A 21,782-nucleotide genomic window follows, 5' to 3' on the forward strand; every position below is an offset into this window, starting at 1 on the left:
CTATCAGTGCTAAGAGTTTCAAAAGATTACCGGACTTACCAGTTAAATTTATCGATGTATTTTTGCAGATGTATAAATACTTCATCGTATTGCGCTTTTGTGCCACCGTATGGATCGGGTATGTTTTTTATTTCACCATCCGCACATTCAGATATAAGTTTGACATCTGCTGTTGGGAAGTGTTCCAGGATTGCATTCTTATGACTGTTTCCCATAACGAGCAGCGTACTGTTTTCAATATCGTCTTCTGTCAGCTGCTCAGGCTGTGACGGCACCGGCAATCCCGCCTCTTCTATAAGAGACAGCGACTGGCTGCTCGTACTGCTGTTTACAACGGAGAGTCCGCGTGATGAAATGTCCACATGCGGATACTTCATACGTGCGTAACTTTCTGCCAGCGGGCTGCGGCACGTATTTCCTGTACATACAAAAATAATTTTAGTCACTCCGAATCACTTCATTCCCCGTCGCTTTATAAACACGGTTCATCAGTCCTTCAGATTCCGGCACTTTATCGAAACCGTGTATGAAAATAATATCCACGTCCGATGTATCCATGATACGCAGAGCTGAATATAAGTTCCGTGCCGCTTCTTTATAGCTATCCCGTTCCCTGCACAGACTGATAAACTGCATATCTTCGCCGACGAATTCCCTGCTCGTTTCCGGAGCAATAATACCCACTTTCTGATCGCGCCCGACAGGCAGCTTCGTATTATTGTTGATACCCCCTTCGATAACAATCAGCGGCTGTCTTGGTGCATAATGTTTATATTTCATACCTGGTGAAATCGGTTTGTCGGTTTGTTCAGTTACCGTATCGACAGCTGCTTCCAGAACTTCTTCCAGTTCTTCTTTCGTCACCGCACCCGGGCGGGCAATTCTGTAAGGGAACTGCGTGCAGTCGAGCACAGTGCTTTCGATACCGTAAATTGCCGACTCACTGTCGATAACACCGTACAATTTATTCTCAAGATCATCGATGACGTGCTGCGCATTCGTCGGCGATGGTTTGCCGCTGATATTAGCACTGGGAGCAGCAAGCGGTATATCAGCATACTGCAAAATTTTTCGTCCCACCGGATGGCTCGGCATGCGCACCGCAACGGAATCGAGTTCCGCCACTGCATTTGTGGATAGATAATCTCCTTTTAACGGCAGGATAAAAGATATCGGCCCCGGCCAAAATGCTTCCATTAATTTAGTCACGCGTTCGTCAAGCGCAGCTGTAAAATCTTTCAGCTGGCCAATATCATGTATATGTATAATTAATGGGTTATCTCCCGGACGTCCTTTGGCAGAAAAAATCTTATTAATTGCCTCTCCGTTCCGGGCATCAGCCGCAAGACCATAGACTGTCTCTGTCGGGATACCGATAATTTCACCGTAAGTAAAAGCAATTTTTATTTCCTCGAGCTGTTCGTGGAGCTCTTCTTTTTTACTCTCGTCAGTCAAATCGGCTTCGGTAATATTCCATATTTTAGTCACTGTATTCACCCCACGTAAAATGTAATATTCTATCTTGTTGATTAATATCTTTAACCACCTGCACGACAACGCCCGGCCAGACGCTGCCGATATATTCCTTTAATGCATCTGCCTGACTAAAGCCAATTTCAAAATATACCCGGCCGCCGGGTTTCAGCACGTCTGAGAGCCTACGAATCATTGCTTTATAAAGCGCCAGTCCATTATCGTCTGCAAACAGCGCTGTACCAGGTTCGTATTCAAGAACGGACGGTGTCATAAGATGTTTCTCATCCTCGCTTATATATGGAGGATTAGAGATGATTATATCAGCTTTAATTTCTTTATCCACTAATGGTGCAAATAAGCTGCCCTCCAAATATTCAACATTGACTCCGAGGCGCTCTCCGTTCTTTTTGGCAGTTCTGAGGGCGCCCGCTGACAGATCCGTAACTATTACCTTATTCGATTTCCAGTGAGCCGCTAATGTTAAGCCGATTGCACCTGTCCCGGTACCGATATCGACTGCTGTTAAGCCGAGATCATTTTCATTCTTCAGGACGAATTCCACGAGCTCTTCTGTTTCATTTCTTGGAATCAGCGTGTCCGGCGTTACTGTAAAGTAAGCATCGTAAAAAAATGCTTCTCCGAGTACATACTGGTAAGGTTCATTATGGCAGACACGTTCGATGACGGATGCGAATTTTTCATAATCTTCTTTTGGCATCATATCTTCTCCGTATATCATCAGCTTTGCAAAATTCATTCCAAATAGTTCTTCCATTACAATCGAAGCCACGCGGATTTCCTGTCCAGATACACTTAAAGAGGCTTCCGCCTCTTTAAGTACCGCTTTATATTGTTTCATTGTTCAATTCTTCCAGTTTTGAAGTCTGCTCTTCAATTGCCAGCGCTTCAATAATTTCATCGAGATTCCCGTCAATAATCTGATCCAGTTTTTGAATTGTTAAACCGATACGGTGGTCAGTCACACGGTTTTGCGGATAGTTATATGTCCGGATACGTTCAGAACGGTCTCCGGTACCTACTGCTGATTTTCTCTTTTCAGCATATTCCGCATGTGCTTCCTGCTGCATCATGTCGTAAACGCGCGCTTTAAGTACTTTCATTGCGCGCTCTCTGTTTTTTATCTGTGATTTTTCATCTTGTGATGTTACTACCGTGCCGCTTGGCAGGTGAGTAATACGAACTGCCGAGTCAGTCGTGTTAACGTGCTGTCCGCCGGCACCGCTTGAACGGTACGTGTCAATTTTAATATCTTCGTTGCGGATATTCACTTCTACGTCTTCTACTTCAGGCAATACCGCGACAGTTGCAGTAGATGTGTGAATACGTCCGCCTGATTCTGTTTCCGGTACACGCTGAACGCGGTGTGCACCATTTTCAAACTTAAGTTTTGAGAATGCCCCTTTACCCTGAATCAGGAAGCTGATTTCTTTAAATCCGCCGTGTTCACTGCTTGAAGCGTCAACAGTTTCCGTGCGCCATCCCTGGTCTTCGGCATATCTTGTATACATTCTAAACAGATCTCCTGCAAAAATCTGTGCTTCGTCGCCGCCTGCAGCACCGCGAATTTCCATAATAACGTTTTTATCGTCATTCGGGTCTTTAGGGATGATAAGAATTTTTAGATCTTCTTCCAGTTTCGGCAGCATGCTTTCAGACTCTGAAATTTCTTCTTTCAGCATTTCAATCATTTCCGGATCGTCTGTTTCTTTCAGCATTCCTTTAGATTCTTCAATTGTTTCCATGTGTCCTCTGTATACGCGGAAGACTTCAACAGTATCGTGAATATCACTTTGCTCTTTAGAATAAGTGCGCAGTTTGTCAGGATCGCTGACTACATCGGGGTCGCTGAGTAATTCAGTTAACTGTTCATATCGATTTTCTATTATTTCGAGTTGATCAAACATAAGAATACGTCCTTTTCCTGGTACTTTTTAGTTACTTTATTATAGCATATTTTTAAGACAAAAAAACTGCACTGAGAATCTCAGTACAGTTGAAATTTTGTTATTCTTGGTTGCTTGATTTAAGACCGAATTTTTTGTTGAATTTCTCAACACGGCCATCTGCAGATGCGAACTTCTGACGTCCTGTGTAGAACGGGTGTGAATCTGAAGATATATCTAAACGAATAACCGGGTACTCGTTACCATCTTCCCACTCCATAGTTTCAGAAGAAGTACGTGTAGATCCACTTAAGAATTTAAATTCTGTAGTTGAATCTAAAAAGATTACTTTTTTGTATTCAGGATGAATTCCTTGTTTCATAATTGTCAGCTCCTTTGCCCTGGACCATCTGGAACAGAGTTATTTGTGGCTATCACCACGCATTACTTTGCCATTATACATGCTGAGACTGTAAAAATCAATATCCGCACGAAAATTTATATAACCGGTTTTCCTGTCTTCTGAGAGCTGACCATACGGTCTCTCAGTACATCGAAAAACTCTTCGTTCGTCTTCGTTGTTTTTAAAATCCGGAGGAAACGCTCTGTAAAGTCGGAGGAATCCTTAAACAGATTTCTCAACTGCCATAAAATCTCAAGCTCTTTTTTATCGAGCAGCAGCTCTTCTTTACGCGTGCTCGAACGTCTGATATCGATTGCCGGATAAATACGGCGTTCACTTAAATTACGGTCGAGGTGAAGTTCCATGTTCCCCGTACCTTTAAACTCTTCGTAAATAACATCGTCCATACGGCTGCCTGTATCAACAAGTGCAGTCGACAGAATCGTCAGGCTGCCGCCTGCTTCGATATTACGTGCTGCACCGAAGAAATGTTTCGGACGGTGTAAACTCGCAGGATCAAGACCACCCGATAATGTACGGCCGGATGCCGGAATCACTAAGTTGTAAGCCCGTGCCAGACGCGTAATTGAGTCCATTAAAATGATAACATCCTCGCCCATTTCAACGAGGCGTTTCGCACGTTCCAATAATAATTCTGCAACTTTAACATGGTGCTGAGGCGGCTCATCAAAAGTTGAATGCACAACATCAGCATTTTCAACTGAACGTTCCAGATCCGTAACCTCTTCCGGACGTTCGCCGATTAGGAGGATAAAGAGTTTCACATTCGGATGATTCGTCGTAATTGCCTGAGCAATTTCTTTTAACAGCGATGTTTTACCCGCTTTAGGCGGCGCAACAATCATTCCGCGCTGACCGAAACCAATCGGTGTCACAAGGTCCATAATACGCGTCGACATATCAGCCGGCTCGTTCTCAAGTCGGATACGCTCATCCGGATATAAAGGCGTCAGTGCCTGGAAATGCGGGCGTTTCTTCACTTCTTCAGCATTATGGTCGTTAATAAAATCAACCTGGAGAAGACCGTAATACTTCTCATTTTCCTTAGGTTTGCGGACTTTACCGGTAACCTTATCACCTTTTTTCAGTTCAAAACGGCGAATCTGCGATGCAGATATATAAATATCTTTCTCACCTTTTGAATAGTTTACCGTACGGAGGAAACCGTAGCCGTCCTGCTGAATATCATCGAGAATACCCTCCATGTAATAGTTACCGTCTTTTTCCATTTCAGCTTCTAAAATTGCAAGAACTAATTCTTTTTTATTTAATTTGCTGTAGTTCGATAACCGTAAACTTTTTGCACGTTCAGTTAATGCTTTAGTCGTATTATTTTTATACAAAGCATCGAATGTTTCATATTTCATATCCTGTGTCTTTGATTTCTCAGACAATATTTACACTTCCTAATACTGATTTTATAAATTTATGTTCGTATATCGTTTTGTATATTTTTGGATTAAATTTAGAAATTGCGCTGGAGCTGCGGGTTGAATCCTTCATTTGGAGTACAATGCTGAAGTTTTTTTGAAAGGCATATATATATTACATCCGGAGCACAGCCGATGTCAAAGAAAAAACTGCCAGGATGAACCTGAACGTGCCACCGTCGGTTCCCGGCGGCGCACTCCAGAACATTTAATTACTTATCCACAATCATATTCGGTTTCTTCTTCATGCTGTGACGGCTGTTCACAAATCGAACAGTTCCTGACTTAGCGCGCATTACGACAGATGATGTTTCAGCAAAGCCGCTTTTAAACTGGACGCCTTTCATCAGTTCACCGTCAGTCACTGCTGTTGCTGCAAAGATTGCATCGTCACCGCTGACTAAATCTTCAAGTCCGAGTTTTTTATCCGGGTTGACACCCATCTCTACGCAGCGTGCATATTCCTCATCATCTCTCGGCAAGAGACGCCCCTGGAAGTCTCCTTCAAGCGCCTTAATTCCAGCTGCTGCAATAACACCTTCAGGTGCACCGCCGACGCCCATTAAAATATCGATTCCAGTCCAGTCAAAACAAGTATTAATTGCCGCACCGACGTCACCGTTATCAAACATAATAATTCGTGCACCGAGTGTACGGACCTGATCAATAATCTCTTTGCTGCGTTCGCGTTTAATAATTGTTACTGTGACGTCTTCAACATTTTTGTTTTTCGCTTTTGCTACTGCACGGATATTTTCTTCCACAGACATATCAATATCGATAAAACCACGGCAGTCCGGTCCGACTGCGAGTTTCTGCATATACATGTCAGGAGCGTGCAGAAGATTGCCTTTATCAGCAACCGCGAGTACTGTCATTGCTCCTAAAGTGCCTTCTGCGACAGTCGTTGTGCCTTCCAGCGGATCGACCGCAATATCGAGTTCCGGACCGTCTTTCGTTCCGAGTTCTTCCCCGATATAAAGCATTGGTGCTTCATCAATCTCGCCTTCACCGATTACAACTTTACCTGTCATCGGAATCGTTTCAAACAGACGGCGCATTGCTTCTGTCGCCGCATCATCCGCTTCATTCTTCAGACCTTTCCCTGTCCATGCTGCACTGGCAAGTGCGGCTGCTTCTGTCACTCTTACGAGCTCCATCGATAATCCTCTTTCCAAAACTGTCTCCCCCTAATATCCGTGCTGATTTTCCTAAACTATTATAACACAGAAAAAAGACTGAAATCCTTATGAATTCCAGTCTTCTCATCCTTAATCTTCTAAAGTGTCACGCCAAATATCCGCACCGAGCGCTGACAGTTTTTTAACGATATCTGAATATCCTCTATCGATATGATTAACGTTATGAATTGTCGTTACGCCGTCAGCAATGAGGCCTGAAATTAACAGACATGCGCCTGCACGGAGGTCGCTTGCATACACTTCCGCACCTTTAAGCTGTGACGGATAAATCAGTGCACTGCCGCTTTTCTTCTCAATATGAGCACTCATGCGGGACAATTCATCAACATGTCTGAATCTTGCCGGATAAATGGTTTCAGTAATTTTACTGACACCATCAGCTAAAAACATAAGCGGTGTTATCGGCTGCTGCAAATCCGTTGCAAAGCCCGGATACACTTGGGTTTTTATCGACACAGCATTAAATTTCTCAGGCTTGTTAATTACGACATAGTCGTCGCCGATGTCCAGTTCAACACCCATTTCTTCCAGTTTTGCCGACAGTGATTCCATATGCGTCGGGATAATATTATTCACTCTATAATTCTTTCCGGCAACTGCACCGACAATCATATAAGTACCGGCTTCAATACGGTCAGGAATAATATTGTGAGTCGTACCGTGCAGCGATTCTACGCCTTCGATACGAATTGTATCCGTACCTGCACCTTTAATATTTGCACCCATGTTATTAAGCAGTGATGCCACGTCGACGATTTCAGGTTCTTTCGCCACGTTTTCTAAAACCGTGCGCCCTTCTGCACAGCTCGCTGCAAGCATCATATTAATCGTTGCACCAACTGATACAACATCGAAAAATATTTTTGCGCCTGTCAGTTTCTCTGCCGTCAGATACATCGCGCCGTGCTCGTTTGTTACTTTAGCGCCAAGTGCTTCAAATCCTTTAATGTGCTGATCGATCGGTCTCGGGCCAAGCGGACAGCCGCCCGGCAGTCCGATAACACATTTCTTAAAGCGCGAGAGCATCGCACCCATCATATAATATGAAGCGCGTAAGGATTGTACTTTGTTGTTCGGAAGCGGCATATTCACTGCTTCTTCAGCATTGACTTCCAGTGTCGTCCCTGATAATTCCGTTTTAATATTCAGGTCATTTAAAAGACTCATCAGCGTTTTAACGTCACTGATTTCAGGCAGCCCCTCCAGTCTAACTGTACCGGAAGAAGCCATGAGCGACGCTGGAATCAGTGCAACCGCACTGTTTTTAGCCCCGCTGATATCAACTTGCCCCGTCAATGAATTACCGCCCCGGACTTTAATTACATCTTCAGCCATATAAAAGCTCCTTGTCATTTAATTATGTGGAGACTACTTATTGTTCCAGTCGTTTAAGAATTGTTCGATTCCTTTATCAGTTAAAGGGTGGTCTGTTAATGTCTTAATTACTTTATAAGGAATCGTTGCAATGTCAGCACCGCGAATTGCTGCGCCGTGCATATGACCCGGATTACGGATTGATGCTGCGATAATTTCAGTATCGATATCGTGAATTGCGAAAATCGCTGCGATATCTTCAATTAACTGCAGTCCGTCCAGACCAATATCGTCAAGACGACCGATAAACGGCGACACATAAGTTGCGCCCGCGCGTGCTGCTGTCAATGCCTGCACTGTGTTGAATACTAAAGTAACGTTTGTTTTAATGCCTTCAGAAGCAAGTACGCTGACTGCTTTCATACCGTCAGCTGTCATCGGTATTTTAACAATAATATGCTCGTGAAGTTTCGCAAGTTCACGTCCTTCTTCGATCATGCCTTTAGCGTCAAGCGAGATAACTTCCCCGCTGACAGGTCCGCCGACAAGTTCGCAAATTTCAACAAGTCTATCGTGGAATGAAATATCTTTCTCTTTAGCTACTAATGACGGGTTTGTTGTTACACCGCTCAGTACGCCCCACTCGTGGATTTCTTTAATTTCGTCCATATTTGCTGTATCTATAAAGTATTTCATCTTGTTTTCGTCCTCCAATAATGTGATATTACTATCATTATAAATTAAAGCTTCTCAAACTGACAATGCTTTACCATTAACAGTTCATTAAAATTCTTTAATAATTGCTGTATCAGCTGTCGTGACAAGCTTTAGAAACAGTCAAAGAAATAATAATTTAACTCGTTGCGACTAAAAAATCAGCCGGATTTCCTCCGGCTGATTAATTTTTCACTTCATTTTTTATAAAATTTATTATTTTTCTTCTTCTAAATCCATATTCAGGCTCGCTTTAATTAAACCGCTGAATAACGGATGCGGACGTGTTGGACGCGATTGGAATTCAGGGTGGAACTGAACACCCACATAGTAAGGGTGATCTTTAAGTTCGACCATTTCCACAAGACGGCCATCAGGTGATGTTCCGCTGAAAATCATGCCCGCTTCTTCAAGCTGTTCTTTATATGCATTATTAAACTCGAAACGGTGACGGTGGCGTTCATCCACTTCGTTCACCTGATACAGTTCGCGTGCTTTCGTACCTTCTTTAATAACACATGGGAAGCTGCCAAGACGCAGCGTTCCGCCAAGATCAACAACATCTTTCTGATCCGGCATTAAATCGATAATCGCATGCGGTGTATGCTCATCAAGTTCAGATGAGTTCGCACCTGTTAAACCGGCAACGTTACGTGCAAATTCAACTGTTGCAAGCTGCATACCGAGGCAAATCCCAAGTACCGGCACTTTTTCTTCACGTGCATAGTTTAATGTCAGGATTTTACCTTCGATGCCGCGGTCGCCAAATCCTCCAGGCACAACGATACCGTCAACTTCACTTAAAATTTCTTTATAGTTCTGAGGTGTAACATCCTGTGAATTAATCCAGTGAATATCGATGTCAGCGTGTACTTCATAACCTGCGTGGCGAAGTGATTCAGCAACTGACAGGTAAGCATCCTGAAGCTCCACGTATTTACCGACTAAACCGATTTTAATCGTTTTATCGATTTTGCTTAAGTTATCGAGAAGGTGTTTCCAGTCATCAAGCTGTGCTTCACCCGTTGCTTCGATATTCAGGTTTTCAAGTACTAAATCATCCATATCCTGTGCCTGAAGTGACATTACAAGTTCGTAAATTGTCTCTTCATCTTTTGCGTTAATAACACTCTTCTCGTCGATATCACAGAACAGTGCAATCTTATCGCGCAGATCTTCTGTCATCGGAAATTCAGAACGCACAACAATCATATCCGGCTGAATTCCAAGTCCTCTAAGCTCTTTAACACTGTGCTGTGTCGGTTTAGTTTTCATTTCACCGGCAGCTTTAATATACGGCAGAAGCGTACAGTGAATGAACATTACATTTTCTTTACCAAGGTCGCTTCTTAACTGGCGGATTGATTCGATAAACGGCAGTGATTCAATATCACCTGCTGTACCGCCGATTTCAGTAATTACGATATCAGCTTTTGAAGATTCACCCGCTTTTTTAATACGTGATTTAATTTCATTGGTAATGTGCGGAATAACCTGCACAGTTCCGCCGAGATAGTCACCGCGGCGTTCTTTCCTAATCACCTCGGAGTATACTTTCCCAGCAGTAACGTTTGAATATTTACTTACATTGATATCTATAAAACGCTCGTAGTGTCCTAAGTCCAAGTCCGTTTCCGCGCCGTCTTCAGTAACAAACACTTCACCGTGCTGATAAGGGCTCATCGTACCCGGGTCAACGTTTAAGTACGGATCAAATTTCTGAATTGTAATGTTAAATCCTCTGTCTTTTAATAATCTGCCGAGAGATGCAGCTGTAATTCCTTTACCTAATGATGACACTACGCCACCTGTTACAAAGATAAATTTTGTCATGTAAGTATCCTCCTGTATAAAATAAAAATAGCTCCCTTTCACCTGCGTGAAAAGGAGCTCGTTTACTAGTCCCTGTTTTAGGGAGCCCAAATAAAATACTATCACTTTAAAACAAAAAGTCAATTAAAAATTAGTATGCATCTGCTTCATCATCGTAATCATCTTCGAGTTTTTCTTTTTCTTCAAACTCGATTTCTTCGTCAGCATCTTTGCTGGCAATTTCTTCTTCTTCTTCACCGTGAAGTGTCTCATCGATTTCTTCCTGGTCTTCGCCTAACTCTTTCGCACCCGGGAAGTCTGCATCGACTTCTTCTTCGATATATTCTTCCTCAGCTGCGGCCTCAATTTTGTGAATTGTCGGTGCAATCTTATCGCTGATATCATCTACTGCATACCACTCGCGGAGACCCCACACGCCGTCATCTGTGCTGAGGAAACGTCCATCAGTGTTTAAGTCCGTATAGAATTGTAAAATACGGTTTTCAATTTCACCTTCAGTGTAATTGCCGATCTCTTTAAATTTATCAGTCATTTCATAAAGATTTGTTTCTTTGCCTTTATCTTCTAAATATATGTGCGACATATCTATAAACGAATATTCGTCCATCATTTCTTTTGTATAGCTGTCCAGTCTCATTTACGTCATCCTTTCAAGATGTAAATACCTTAGGATATAATACAAATATTTGTCAGATGTTTCAAGCTTTATATTAATATCTTACTAATTTAACATAACGGTTTGTATTTTCCGGGTCATCAATCAGGACAAATCCCGCATTTGTAAACAGACTTAAAAACGCCGGATCCGACACTGTAACCGTTGCAGTATGCACCTCATTAATCTTCCGTCTGACCACTGTTGCAAACTGACGCATCGCGCTTTCCGCCACCCCTTCTTCACGGTCTGCTTCCTCTACGTATATATGTTTAATATCCAGTACACCTTCTTCAAGTTCCGCTTCGATATACCCGGCTTCCCTGTCATCCCGCTTAAGTATCAATTTAACTCCAGGTCTTAGCGTCTCTTCATCGAGCTCCAGTCTTAAATTCGGCACATAGCTGCGGTTTAAATCCAGATAATAGAGCCGTTCTTTGCCGATTGGCCCCTCTTCTTTCGTCGCCAGATGCAGGAATCCTGCACGTTCATATAAATTCCACGCTCCCGTATTCTCACCATCCACAACTAAATATAAATGATCGAATGCTGAAAAATTCTCCTGTACGTACACCGGCAGATTTTGTGCAACCGCTGTACCGTAACCGTTCCCCTGATATTTTTCATTAATCGATAAAGAGCGCACGTACACGACTTCGTGAGGCGTATCATAGCCTTCGTGCTGATAATGCTTATGCAGCACGAAAAATCCTATGACCTCTCCCAGGTCCGTAACGACAACATTGGCAGTACGGTTCTTGTCTTTAAGCGCATCATCAAGCACTTCAAGCGGCATGCTCGAATATACCCGCTGTCTTTCGCTCAATATGTAATTCTTCAGGTGTTCTCTGTCCGCCTCTGTAAACTCTCTAATCTTAATATCCATGTTTAACCCCTTTTTTGACATCTTTTTATAGTTTGCTATTATAGTTCCATACCCCCTATAGTGACAATTTAGACATTACATTACAACTTTCATTATTTCAGCGTTTTTTGTTGGTATTGTATGGGTAATAGGTAAGGAACTAATATCAATTTAGGAGGAACTCACTTGACGAATGATGACAGCACTACGTCAAAGCAAAGTACAGATCCGGAAAAGCCGGAGAAATTTAATATGAGGCAGCTCGGCACTGTTTTCTGGGTATCAACTGCGATAATTTTAGTTGTTTCCGCAATTGCAATGATTATCCCGGACCAGTTCCAGGCTGCTTCAGAAAATATCTATGCAGCAGTTTCACAGTACTTCAGCTGGTTTTTCCTGCTGGTAGTATTTGGATTTGGAGTATTTCTATTATTCCTGGCACTTTCGCCTTACGGCCGTGTTAAACTCGGCGGCGATAATTCTAAACCTGAATTTTCATTCTGGTCATGGATCGGAATGTTATTCTCAAGTGGTTTAGGTGTCGGATTAGTTTTCTATGGTGTCGCTGAACCGATGGAACACTATATGAAATCACCATTCCTCGGCGGCCCTATTGAATCAGCAGAAGCTGCCAGAATCGCAATGGGATATACTTATTTCCACTGGGGTATTTCACAGTGGTCAATCTTCGGTGTCGCAGGTCTTGCAATTGGATATTTCCAATTCCGTAAAAACCGCGATGGATTAGTATCAACAGCTCTCGAGCCTCTATTTGGTCTCGAGTATAATCAGAATGCCAGAAAAGCAATCGACATCCTTGCAATCATTGCAACGATTACAGGTATGTCAACGTCAGTAGGTTTAGGAATTATGCAGATGGACGGCGGTCTCGATATCGCTTTCGGCATACCATCCGGTCCGTTAACGCAAATTATTCTAACTGCATTAATGACAGGATTATTTATTTTCTCAACAATTACAGGACTTAAGCGCGGGATGAAATTTCTCAGCAGCTTAAACATGATTCTTGCATTGGTAATAACGGTGTTTATTATGGCCGTTGGTCCTTTTACATTTATTATGGAAACAATTATTGTCGGCCTCGGTGACTACCTGACGAATTTCGTCGGCTACTCATTACGCCTGCAGCCTTATTCAGGCGAAGCCTGGGTTCAGGATTGGACAGTATTCTATTGGGCATGGGTAATCGCCTGGAGCCCGTTCATCGGTTCATTCGTTGCGCGTGTATCCCGCGGACGCAGTATCCGTGAATACGTTATGGGTATTTTAATCGTTCCGCCTATGCTGTCCTTTCTGTGGGTCGGTGCACTCGGGGGCACAGCGATTTATTCGGATTTATTTAACAACACAAATATCGGGGAAATCGTCTTAGATGACCAGACACAGGCGCTGTTCGCATTGTTCGAGACTCTGCCGTTTTCATGGCTGACCTCAGCAATCGCGATTATACTGATCTTCACATTCCTTGTAACATCAGCTGACTCAGCAACATTTATCGTTGCAGGAATGAGTATCGGTAATACGGATAATCCGCCTACCGGACTGAAAATACTCTGGGGACTTCTTCTTGGTATCTTAACAATCGCATTAATTCTTGCAGGCGGTCTCACAAGTCTTCAGGCAGCTTCGCTGCTCGCCGGTCTGCCGTTCGCCATTATTCTCATAATGATGATCGCATCCGTCTCGAAAGGACTTAGAAGAGAACCGAACGAAGCAATGAAACGTAGACAACGACGTAAAAAGTATTAAAATAGAAGTAATGATTAGAACAGCGCTCAATAATCTTGAGCGCTGTTTAATTTCGCATTTGTGAGGAGTAAAGATATGAAGATAGGAATCGACGCCGGCGGTACACTAATTAAAGTTGTATTATTAAGTGATCTCAGCAGAACCTTCAAAAAGTATCCTGCTGCAGAAATCGACCAGGTCATTAATATGCTGAACAGTAAACACGCTGCTGATGATGTTTATTTAACCGGAGGAAAAGCTGAGTACATTCAGGAGAAATTGAATTTTGATACGACTGCTTCGATAGAATTTGATGCAACATTCCGCGGTCTGACCCAGCTTTTAAAAGAAGCGGATATGGACCTCGACCGTTATGTTTATTTAAACGTAGGCACCGGAACGAGTTTCCATCAGGCTACACAAAATTCACAAAAACGGGTCGGCGGTTCCGGAGTCGGCGGCGGCACGATGATCGGTTTAAGCTACCTGCTTACCGGCATCGGAGATTTTGACACGATAATTGAACGTGCAAAAGACGGCATCCGTGACAATGTTGATTTAAAAGTTCACCATATTTATAATGGCAGACCGTCACCGATTCCCGGTGACTTAACGGCGAGCAACTTTGGACATATTTTGAACGCACAAAAAACTGCCTCGACCGAAGATCAGCTGATTGCTGTCATCGGGCTCGTGGCAGAGACTGTCACTGCAATGGCAATTAATTTAGCCGATGCATTCGAGACGAAAGATATGGTATTCATCGGTTCGACTTTACTGGATAATAAAGTCATGACCGATATTATTTACAGATACAGCGAATTGAAAAATGCCCGGGCTTTCGTCGTGCCAAATGGCGAATACAGCGGTGCACTTGGTGCAATCAGCTGACCGCGATTACTTTACCCTCGTAATGAATAATTTTCATTTCACGTGAAAAAGTACCGGTAAGCATTCTCTCAGTTACTTCTTTAACAGGCACTTTAACTTCGGTTAAGGTGCCTTTTTTCATACATGTTACTGTATCTGCGTAACGGAGTGCGAGATTTAAATCATGCATAGCTATAATAATGACTTTATACCGGCTTATGTCTTTAAGCCACTTCATTACCAGATGCTGATAGTTAATATCCAGCCCCTGTTCGATTTCATCAAACATCATTACCTGCTTATTTTCCAGATGAAGCTGCGCACATAAAGCACGCTTAAATTCACCGCCGCTTAAACTGTCGGCAGACGAATATTGAAACTTTTCCAAGCCGAATTTCTGTAGTGTCTGCCGGACGTCTTTTTGAGACGGTCTTGTTTGTGCAGTCATTTTAATAAAATCTCCAACAGTAATTTGAAACGGTACATTCTGCTGGGGCAAGTAGCTGATATAATCTGCTGTCTTGTCGATCAGCTCATTATTCAGCTCTAATTCACGGACTGTAATTACATGTGGATTGTAGCCGGTAATACCGGTCAATACAGAACTTTTCCCGCTGCCGTTTTCACCAAGCAGCACGTGGATGCCCGGTTCAAATTCAACATTTTCTGCTGCGGCGCTGAAGCTGCCGTAATAGATACCAAGCTTTTTTATATGGAACATATTATAGCGCTGCGCCGTTTAATATTACTTTTAAGTCGACATCTGCAACGAGTGAATGGACCGCAGAGCAGTATTTATCTTTTGACAAATCTGCTGCTCGCTGCGCCTGTTTTGCTGTGATATCTCCATCAATTATAATATTCATCGTGATGTGTTTATAATATTTCGGTTCTGTTTCTGCACGTTCTCCGTCCGCTTCAATTTCAAGCTTCGTCACTTTTTCCATATGATGTCTTAAAATAACGCCCATATCGATTGCCATACAGCCTGCAGCACCGTGAAGCACCATTTCCATCGGTGACGGCGCTGACGCATCCCCGCCCGCAGCTTCATTCGCATCCATTGCTACTGTATGTCCCGTCGTTTCGCCTGTCGATTCAAATTTTAACTTCTCCTGCCACTTTAAGTTAACTTTCATGCTGATTCCCCCGTTTAAATTATTTTGTTTCCACTGCTTCATCAAATGCTTCCAGTGCTTTACCGCCGTAGACACTTGCTGGTCCGCCGCCCATAACGATTGTTACCGCAACGATATCACTTATTTCTTCACGCGTTGCACCAAGTTTAACGAGTTTATTCACATGGTTTCCGATGCAGCCCTCGCATTTATCCGCAATCGCGTATGTGAGTGCTACATATTCTTTCGTTTTTTCATCCAGCGCATTCGCTTTGTAGCCTTCCTGCTGAAGTTTTTTAAATGCTCTCATAAAATCAGGCTGCTCTTCCTGGATACGCCCCGTATTTTTTTGTGCTCTCTTATTAATTTCTTCAAAGTTTCCCATTTAAACACACCATCCTTCAATATATTTTATTTAAAATACAAAAAGAACCGCTTAGGCGCGATTCTCTTTACCATTTTCGATTCTTCTCTCCCGGTATTTAATTAAGACAGCTGTATACACGATAAATAAAACTGTCATAAAAATCCCGATTACTGTGTAGGACAGCGGTGAAGCTTCCGTATAAGATGCCATCGTCGAGAAGATGATACCTGCTGTGAACAACGTTAAGAGCAGCGCGTACGTCAGTAGCTGGACAACTTTCATTTAATCACCTGATTTTTAAAATTATAGTCATTCTTAACGTTATAATATCACTTTAATTAAACAGAATGTTCATTATTTTAAAAAGTTCGCCATATAGACTAAATCTGTATAGCCATCCGTTAATTTCACCTGATTTTTTAATGTCGCTTCTTCTTCAAAGCCGAGTCTTTTATACAGCTTAATCGCACCTGGATTATTTGCAAAGACTGTTAAAATTACTTTTTCGATTTTTTCATTATTCCGTGCAAAATCTATCGCCTGATCCACCATTTTCGTACCTGTACCTGAGCCGGTATATGCTCTTTGGAGACTGATTCCGAACTGTCCGATATGCTCGAACTTCTTCCGGTGATCCTGACGCAGGTTCAGCATGCCGATAACTGTATTCCCATCGACTGCAACAATCCCCAGATCATTCGGACCAAGTGATTTTATCGTTGCTTCTTCCTCTTCGATTGTAATTGTTTTGTTTTCAATCGCCGTCGCCAGCGTATCCGGATTTTCTGCTGTCACAAGTTTTTTATGTTCAATAATACTGGCAGCATCCTGTACTTCCATTTTACGAATTTCATATGCCATTTGTGCTAACTTCCTTTCTGGATTGACTGTTTACTCTTCACAAGTATAGTACATTCAGAAAGCTGTTTTAAATTTTGTGCTTACTCACCTGATAAACACCGCGCCGTAAACCAGTCCGATGACAATAACAAGTGCAGGATGAATTTTAACAACCTGCAGCAGTACATATGACAGGCCGATTAAAAAGACTGTATGGAATGTTCCTGATACTTCCAGTGAGCTGAACAGAAAGTCTACAACGATAACGCCGAGCAGAATTGCAATGACCGGCCGTATTAATAACGTCAGCGTCTTGAACTTGTTCGTGCCCTTCAGCTTATACAGTATGGACGCTAAGAATATCATTAACAGAAGCGACGGCAGCACACTTGCTGATATTGCCACGATACTCCCAAACACTCCGCCCGCTTCATAGCCGATATATGCACCCATCTTGGTTAGAATCGGTCCCGGCAGCGCATTGCCGAGGGCCAGCACTTCCGCAAATTCAGCCGTGGTCATCCACTCATATGTACCGACGACTTCACGTTCAACGAGCGGTATTGATGACGGTCCGCCGCCGTAGCCGAGTATGCCGGGTATTAAAAATGCTAAGAATATTTCTAAATAAATCATGAGACACCTGCTTTTCTGCCGCTTTTCTGAAGCAGGCTGAACACTATAATAATACCGATTACTATCGCCGGGTGAATGTTCAGTACTTCAAGCACAACGAGCATACCAAGTGTAAATGGAATTAAAAATTTCCATGTTGAAGCATTTTTTGCTGTTTTCATAAATTCGACAGTGAGGACCGCCAGCATTACAAGTACAACAGGCACGACGCCTGCGCTCATGCCCTGCACCCAGGCCAGGTCCTTAAACTCTGAAAATAGTGTGAGCAGTACTGTCATTAAGACTGCAGTAGGTAAGATAATCGCGATGAGTGCATTAATAATGCCGGTCCATCCTTTCAGCTGATAGCCAATATGCCCCGCGAGTTTTGTAATAATCGGTCCGGGGAGGACGTTCGCAATCGCCAGCGTATCCTGGAAGTCTTCATTGGTCATCCAGCCGTATTTATCGACGACTTCTATTTTAACGAGCGGAATCGATGACGGACCGCCGCCGAAACCGAGTATCCCCACTCTGAAAAACACCATAAATATTTTAAAATGCATGATACCCATCTCCCGCTATGTAAAAAGTGGATGGTAGTTATACCAGCCACTTCTTGCTATACTGCTTTGCCGCAGCACTTTTTATATTTTTTGCCGCTGCCGCATGGACATGGATCGTTGCGGCCAACCTTAACTTCTTTAACAATAGTTTTCTGCCCGATATCCGCTTCGCTTTTTCCGCGGTACTGGAAGTGCCGTGTCTGTTTAACAACATCACGAATCATTTCAAAAACTTGATTTTCTTCTGTTTCTGACTGGAACGTATAACCGAGATTTTTTATTTCCCCGGAAATATCTTCACGCTTACGTCCGCTGATAATCATGCGGAGTACGTGCAGATACAATTCATAATCGGACGCGACGTCCGTATTCAGATGTTCTGACACCCATTTTTTTAAAGACTCATGAGCAGCTGATTCATCGATATAACCCGGATTGCTGAATTTTATAAACTTGCCGAATTCAGGCTCGTAATATTTATATTTCTGCTGGGTATTCCGGATAATCTCATATTGCTCATTCGTCATATCATCGATAATAAATTCTTTGTTCTTATCGTTAATCGTAATAACGTAAGGCGAACGGTTGACCAGGTCCACGACTTCTTCAATCGTGACGTCCATCCCGTAATATTTTTTAAATAAATGAACAATCTGTTTAAATTCAACAACGCCGTACAGATGCAGTGCAGAACGTATTAAGTTCAGCTGACGCTGGACCGCTGTACGCGCTTCCCGGTTTTCTTCAGTATTTACTGTATCAAATTTTTCGAGCACTTCATCGATAATAAAAAAGCTGTCTTCTTCATTAAGTGATTCATAGGCGTGGCCCATTATATATAATCCGTAAACATCTGTCAGGCTGAGGTTCCGGGCGTACTCTTCGTCCAATGCTCCCTGTTCCCAGCTCGAAAGTGCTGCATCATCGCTGTACAGAAATGCATACTTAATTACATCATCATTCAGCAGATTTTCTGAGATTTCTTCTATTAATCCGTCTTTATCGAGTGCCTTTTCATTTGTCACTCCGGTATTAACCGCGAGCTGATGAAGGTCTTCCAGATCATACTTTTTTAAATAAGCTGCAGTGTTTGTCATCTTTAACGACTCCTTTACTGAACTGTTGGTAATGTAATTTTATCATACATGATGAAATATGCTAAAATTTAGGCAGTATCCAGACATCAAAAATATTAACTGAAGATAGGAGCTTTTATAAATTATGAAGGCAATTGCTCTCGATTTAGATGGTACAGTTTTAAATAATGCCGGTGAATTTCCCGACTCTCTCGTACAGACTTTAAAGGCTGTTCACGATAAAGGTATTAAAATCATTATCGCAACCGGACGTTCTTTGCAGATGATACATAAAAAGGTGCCGCATGACGTACCTGCTGACGGTTATGTCGGTGCCAGCGGCATGACTGTACATCATGGTGACACGCTCCTCGCACGGACTGCATTTACTAAAGAACAGATTGACTTTGTACTGTCAAAAGTCCGTGAGAATGAAATTTACTACGAGATTACAACGGGCACTCATGGCGGCCCGTATACATTTAATACAGACCGCGATTATTCTTTAAATGATTTGACACAAACGCCTGATACGACTGTGCTCGAATATGAAAATATTGGCACTGCAAGTACGCTGAATAGTACAGAACAGTGGATCGATGAAGATGGCATTGACCGGTCAGATATTATAAAATTTTACTTTTTCAGCAATAATAAAGAAAAACTTGAACGCTGGTTCACACTGCTGAATAAAGAATTTACAACTGATGCCGGCTATCAGATATACCGTACATCTAACCACAACTCTGAAATTATGGTTTACGGCACGGACAAAGGTACCGGTCTTTTAACACTGCTTGAGAAAATGAACATTTCTATAGACGATGTTCATGCATTCGGTGATTCAATGAACGACATTCCAATGTTTAAAATTGCCGGGAAATCAACGGCGATGCAAAACGGCAATGAAGAGGTTAAACAGATAGCTGATGATGTTACTGAATTCAGCTGTGATGAAGATGGCCTGGAACAGTATTTACGAAAAAATTACTTATAGTAACTTATCCTCGTCCCTTATGGATTTTTTGATCGGCATGTACCAGACATGCCCTTCCATTAATTCCATAGGGGATATTTCATGTCCGCCGTCCGTTAATTTCACGCTGACATTTGCCCCTTTATTTTCGAGCATTTTTTTAAGCGTATAGGATTCACCTGCTGTTGCCGTTGTATCCTGTGCTCCTGCAGTCAGCAGCACTTCCGTATCAAACAGCATCCCTTTGCCAATCGTTTCGCTGCGGTACGCGCTGTGCATCAGCATTGCACCTTTCACACCGAGTTCATAATTAAGCATTAGATATGCCGCGATATTCGCGCCGTTGGAATAGCCGATAATTACAGCTTTCGCCAAATCAAAATTGTACTCTGCGCTCAGTTTTTTAAGCTCATCGTAAATTTTGTCAGCTTCTTCTTTTAAGCTCTGTTCATCGTAAGTTTTTAAAGATAAACGTTTAAAGAAACGCGTCTGGCCGTTCTCATCAACGTCTCCTCTGAAACTTAAAATATTTGCTTCATTGTTTACTGTCGTTGCAACGTCCAAAAGATCGGTTTCACGGCCCCCGGTGCCGTGAAATAATATGAGTGTTTCTTCCGCTGCTTCTTTTCTTGATTTAATATATAAATGTTTCATAACAAGTCCTCCTAATAGAGATACGTATACTTGTATTATATAATAACATCAAAGAGATTAAAGGAGGATGCACTGTGAGCGCATACGGCATTCATCATGTATCGGCAATTACAAAGGATATTATTGAAAACCACGACTTCTTTACACAGTTTCTCGGCCATAGACTGGTCAAGAAAACAGTCAACCAGGACAGTCCGGATATGTATCATCTATTTTACAGCGATTATAAAGGAACACCGGGAACCGATGTCACATTTTTTGAAATCGGCATGGCCCCGAAATTTACGCCGGGAACAAATTCCATCTCCCGTACTATTCTTCGTGTACCTTCAGTCGAAGCCATTGAATACTTCAGAACACGTATGGAAGAACAAGGTGTTTATCATGAAGGCATCATCGATTACTTCGGAGAAACAATAATGAAATTCTCTGACGAAGAAGGACAGCGCTTCGCGCTCCTCGCAGACAGCGTATATAATGACTCAGAACCCTATGCAGGCGGTGGAAGTATACCGCTTGAATATGCAGTTACCGGCATATTCGGTGTCGAGGTAACCGTTCAGTATTTAAAACCGATGGTGGAGTTTTTACAATTGCTCGGCGGAAAATACGACGGAGATATTGATAATGCAGAGCAGGCACGCGTCCGTTTCGGCGATGACTCTGTTTTCGTTGTAGAAACGCGCACGACGAACGTTGAAAAGCAGGGCTACGGCAGCGTGCACCACTTTTCACTGCGCGTCAAAGACGAAGCAGCACTGAAAGTAATCGGTGAACGCGTTACCAGAGAAAAATGGCGAAACTCAGGCGTTGTCGACCGCCATTACTTTAAAGCACTGTACATCAGTGCCGTGGGTAATATCACAGTCGAAATCTCGACAGACACACCCGGATTCACAGTCGATGAACCCCTTGAAACTTTAGGTGAAAGCTTATCACTGCCGCCATTTTTAGAGCAGGACCGGGACTTTATCGAAATGAGACTGCATCCGCTGAGTTGAGGGGATGGCTGGTAAGTGGGGTTGGCATGAAGTCCGCTCATGCCAGTCCTAAACAACTCGGATACACATGAGATTCGTTCATGCCAGTCCCAGCCTACTCGGATACGCATGAGATTCGTTCATGCCAGTCCCA

Annotated in this window: 25 protein-coding genes; 4 read left to right on the forward strand and 21 right to left on the reverse strand. The window is 42.8% G+C overall.

Features of this window, described 5'->3' with window-relative positions; all coding sequences use genetic code 11:
- Positions 1-35: 35 nt before the first annotated feature.
- From H625_RS0106845 to H625_RS0106900, 12 genes are all read right to left on the reverse strand, one after another.
- Complete coding sequence (locus H625_RS0106845; RefSeq protein WP_026859263.1) at positions 36-446, reverse strand: arsenate reductase/protein-tyrosine-phosphatase family protein; 411 nt, start codon at positions 444-446, stop codon at positions 36-38.
- Positions 439-1,488 carry an L-threonylcarbamoyladenylate synthase gene (locus H625_RS0106850; RefSeq protein ID WP_342664944.1) on the reverse strand — a complete coding sequence of 350 codons (1,050 nt, stop codon included), beginning with the start codon at positions 1,486-1,488 and terminating at the stop codon, positions 439-441. The genes H625_RS0106845 and H625_RS0106850 overlap by 8 nt, the downstream gene beginning before the upstream one ends.
- A complete protein-coding gene (gene prmC / locus H625_RS0106855) occupies positions 1,481-2,335 on the reverse strand; it encodes a peptide chain release factor N(5)-glutamine methyltransferase (protein ID WP_026859265.1) in 855 nt (284 codons plus the stop codon). The genes H625_RS0106850 and prmC overlap by 8 nt, the downstream gene beginning before the upstream one ends.
- On the reverse strand, positions 2,322-3,401 hold the full coding sequence (prfA, locus tag H625_RS0106860) for a peptide chain release factor 1 (RefSeq protein ID WP_026859266.1): 1,080 nt from the start codon (positions 3,399-3,401) through the stop codon (positions 2,322-2,324). The genes prmC and prfA overlap by 14 nt, the downstream gene beginning before the upstream one ends.
- 100 nt (positions 3,402-3,501) lie before the next feature.
- Entirely contained in the window at positions 3,502-3,762 is a 261-nt protein-coding gene (locus H625_RS0106865) for a type B 50S ribosomal protein L31 (RefSeq protein ID WP_026859267.1), read from the reverse strand.
- 116 nt (positions 3,763-3,878) lie between these two features.
- Positions 3,879-5,171, reverse strand: coding sequence for a transcription termination factor Rho (gene rho, locus H625_RS0106870; RefSeq protein ID WP_425402154.1), 1,293 nt, complete (start codon positions 5,169-5,171; stop codon positions 3,879-3,881).
- A 275-nt stretch (positions 5,172-5,446) separates the two neighbouring features.
- Positions 5,447-6,412, reverse strand: coding sequence for a class II fructose-bisphosphatase (glpX, locus tag H625_RS0106875; protein WP_026859269.1), 966 nt, complete (start codon positions 6,410-6,412; stop codon positions 5,447-5,449).
- 93 nt (positions 6,413-6,505) lie between these two features.
- On the reverse strand, positions 6,506-7,771 hold the full coding sequence (locus tag H625_RS0106880) for a UDP-N-acetylglucosamine 1-carboxyvinyltransferase (protein WP_026859270.1): 1,266 nt from the start codon (positions 7,769-7,771) through the stop codon (positions 6,506-6,508).
- 33 nt (positions 7,772-7,804) lie between these two features.
- Positions 7,805-8,446 carry a fructose-6-phosphate aldolase gene (gene fsa, locus H625_RS0106885; RefSeq protein ID WP_026859271.1) on the reverse strand — a complete coding sequence of 214 codons (642 nt, stop codon included), beginning with the start codon at positions 8,444-8,446 and terminating at the stop codon, positions 7,805-7,807.
- Between the two features lie 234 nt (positions 8,447-8,680).
- Positions 8,681-10,297: a CTP synthase gene (locus H625_RS0106890; protein ID WP_026859272.1), complete on the reverse strand. Its 1,617-nt coding sequence runs from the start codon at positions 10,295-10,297 to the stop codon at positions 8,681-8,683.
- Between the two features lie 130 nt (positions 10,298-10,427).
- Positions 10,428-10,934 carry a DNA-directed RNA polymerase subunit delta gene (gene rpoE / locus H625_RS0106895; protein WP_026859273.1) on the reverse strand — a complete coding sequence of 169 codons (507 nt, stop codon included), beginning with the start codon at positions 10,932-10,934 and terminating at the stop codon, positions 10,428-10,430.
- A 73-nt stretch (positions 10,935-11,007) separates the two neighbouring features.
- Positions 11,008-11,838 carry a GNAT family N-acetyltransferase gene (locus H625_RS0106900; RefSeq protein WP_245573114.1) on the reverse strand — a complete coding sequence of 277 codons (831 nt, stop codon included), beginning with the start codon at positions 11,836-11,838 and terminating at the stop codon, positions 11,008-11,010.
- A gap of 165 nt (positions 11,839-12,003) precedes the next feature.
- Here H625_RS0106900 and H625_RS12745 point away from each other — a divergent pair, with 165 nt between their 5' ends.
- Both H625_RS12745 and coaW read left to right on the forward strand, forming a co-directional pair.
- Entirely contained in the window at positions 12,004-13,587 is a 1,584-nt protein-coding gene (locus H625_RS12745) for a BCCT family transporter (RefSeq protein ID WP_245573115.1), read from the forward strand.
- 75 nt (positions 13,588-13,662) lie between these two features.
- Positions 13,663-14,457 carry a type II pantothenate kinase gene (gene coaW / locus H625_RS0106910; protein ID WP_026859275.1) on the forward strand — a complete coding sequence of 265 codons (795 nt, stop codon included), beginning with the start codon at positions 13,663-13,665 and terminating at the stop codon, positions 14,455-14,457.
- Here coaW and H625_RS0106915 read toward each other — a convergent pair.
- From H625_RS0106915 to H625_RS13985, 8 genes are all read right to left on the reverse strand, one after another.
- The gene (locus H625_RS0106915) at positions 14,450-15,157 is read right to left on the reverse strand and encodes an ATP-binding cassette domain-containing protein (protein WP_026859276.1); all 708 of its coding nucleotides are present in this window, start codon (positions 15,155-15,157) and stop codon (positions 14,450-14,452) included. The genes coaW and H625_RS0106915 overlap by 8 nt on opposite strands.
- 1 nt (position 15,158) lies before the next feature.
- Positions 15,159-15,575 (reverse strand): OsmC family protein, encoded by a 417-nt coding sequence (locus tag H625_RS0106920; protein WP_026859277.1) that lies wholly within the window; start codon positions 15,573-15,575, stop codon positions 15,159-15,161.
- Positions 15,576-15,594: 19 nt separating this feature from the next.
- The gene (locus tag H625_RS0106925; RefSeq protein WP_035785370.1) at positions 15,595-15,939 is read right to left on the reverse strand and encodes a carboxymuconolactone decarboxylase family protein; all 345 of its coding nucleotides are present in this window, start codon (positions 15,937-15,939) and stop codon (positions 15,595-15,597) included.
- Between the two features lie 51 nt (positions 15,940-15,990).
- Positions 15,991-16,203, reverse strand: a complete 213-nt coding sequence (locus tag H625_RS0106930; RefSeq protein WP_026859279.1) for a hypothetical protein — start codon at positions 16,201-16,203, stop codon at positions 15,991-15,993.
- 72 nt (positions 16,204-16,275) lie between these two features.
- The gene (locus H625_RS0106935; RefSeq protein ID WP_026859280.1) at positions 16,276-16,782 is read right to left on the reverse strand and encodes a GNAT family N-acetyltransferase; all 507 of its coding nucleotides are present in this window, start codon (positions 16,780-16,782) and stop codon (positions 16,276-16,278) included.
- A gap of 84 nt (positions 16,783-16,866) precedes the next feature.
- Complete coding sequence (locus H625_RS0106940) at positions 16,867-17,397, reverse strand: chromate transporter (RefSeq protein WP_026859281.1); 531 nt, start codon at positions 17,395-17,397, stop codon at positions 16,867-16,869.
- Entirely contained in the window at positions 17,394-17,942 is a 549-nt protein-coding gene (locus H625_RS0106945) for a chromate transporter (protein WP_035785379.1), read from the reverse strand. Before H625_RS0106945 ends, H625_RS0106940 begins: the two co-directional genes overlap by 4 nt.
- 56 nt (positions 17,943-17,998) lie before the next feature.
- Positions 17,999-19,039: an SEC-C metal-binding domain-containing protein gene (locus H625_RS13985; RefSeq protein WP_026859283.1), complete on the reverse strand. Its 1,041-nt coding sequence runs from the start codon at positions 19,037-19,039 to the stop codon at positions 17,999-18,001.
- 124 nt (positions 19,040-19,163) lie between these two features.
- Here H625_RS13985 and H625_RS0106955 point away from each other — a divergent pair, with 124 nt between their 5' ends.
- Complete coding sequence (locus H625_RS0106955) at positions 19,164-20,015, forward strand: Cof-type HAD-IIB family hydrolase (RefSeq protein WP_026859284.1); 852 nt, start codon at positions 19,164-19,166, stop codon at positions 20,013-20,015.
- Here the strand turns inward: H625_RS0106955 and H625_RS0106960 are convergent.
- Positions 20,010-20,648 (reverse strand): alpha/beta hydrolase, encoded by a 639-nt coding sequence (locus H625_RS0106960; RefSeq protein WP_026859285.1) that lies wholly within the window; start codon positions 20,646-20,648, stop codon positions 20,010-20,012. The two genes, H625_RS0106955 and H625_RS0106960, sit on opposite strands and share 6 nt — an antisense overlap.
- 74 nt (positions 20,649-20,722) lie before the next feature.
- Between H625_RS0106960 and H625_RS0106965 the strand changes: the two genes are divergently transcribed.
- Complete coding sequence (locus tag H625_RS0106965; RefSeq protein ID WP_026859286.1) at positions 20,723-21,649, forward strand: VOC family protein; 927 nt, start codon at positions 20,723-20,725, stop codon at positions 21,647-21,649.
- Positions 21,650-21,782 lie beyond the last annotated feature (133 nt).

It is taken from the genome of Jeotgalicoccus psychrophilus DSM 19085 (genome assembly GCF_000425845.1).
Lineage (GTDB): Bacteria > Bacillota > Bacilli > Staphylococcales > Salinicoccaceae > Jeotgalicoccus > Jeotgalicoccus psychrophilus.